Below are 1,003 nucleotides of genomic sequence, written 5' to 3' on the forward strand. Positions count from 1 at the left end.
CGGAACGTAAATTTTTGAAAATGACAAAGGGCAACCACCCCCGACGCCCGCGGCCTGGTCGGGGGCGGCGCGGCGCCGGGCGAGCGGGTCGGCGTCTACAGCCGCAACAACGCCGACTTCCTCACCGGCGTGATCGGGGCGACCCGGGCCGGTGCCGCCGCCTGCCCGCTGCCGCTGCCCACCTCGGCCGCTGACCTCGCCGGTTACGCCAGCCGGCTCGCCGCGATCACGGCCGCGGCGGGCATCCGACGGGTGGTCGTGGGCGCCGGGGTGGAGGGCATCGTCCGCCGGCTCGGCCCGGTCCTGCCGGGGCTGCGGTTCCTCGGCGTCGGCGAGCTCTCCGGCGCCGGCGCTGGTGGCCACGGCGCTGGTGGCCACGGCGCTGGTGGCCACCAGGGGCTGCCCGAGGTCGGCGAGGCCGATGTGGCGATCGTCCAGTTCACCTCCGGCAGCACCGCGCTGCCGAAGGGCGTCGTGCTGACCCACCGTAACGTCGTGCACGGCACGGCCGCGATCGTCGATGGCATCGAGCTCGGCCGCCCCGGCGACCACGGCGCGACCTGGCTGCCGCTTTACCACGACATGGGCCTGTTCGGCACGCTGTCCGCGGTGCTGATCGGGACGCCGATGACGGTGTGGGCGCCATCGACGTTCATCAAGGACCCGGCGGCCTGGCTGCGCGCGTTCGCCTCGGTGGGCGCCACGGTCGCGCCGTCACCGAACTTCGGCTACGACGCCCTGCTCACCGCCGTCGACCCCGCCGACGTCGCCGGCCTGGACCTCGGTCGGTGGCGGATCGCGTTCAACGGTGCCGAGCCGGTGATTCCGAGCACCGTCGAGCGGTTCCAGGAGCGGTTCGGCCCGGCCGGGTTCGCCGCCGAGACGATGTTCCCCGTCTACGGCATGGCCGAAGCGACGCTCGCGGTGACGTTCCCGCCGCTGGGCCGCCCGCCGCGCACGACCTGGGTCGACCGTGACCGCCTCGCCCGCGACGGCGTTGCCC

General features: G+C 74.3%; 1 protein-coding gene. It reads left to right on the forward strand.

Translation table 11 applies throughout. The features are described 5' to 3' along the window. Positions 1-54: 54 nt before the first annotated feature. The coding region (locus tag MXD58_RS25510; RefSeq protein WP_250610228.1) for an AMP-binding protein at positions 55-1,003 on the forward strand (949 nt) is incomplete at its 3' end.

The sequence above is a fragment of the Frankia sp. AgKG'84/4 genome (genome assembly GCF_023242965.2).
GTDB lineage: Bacteria > Actinomycetota > Actinomycetes > Frankiales > Frankiaceae > Frankia.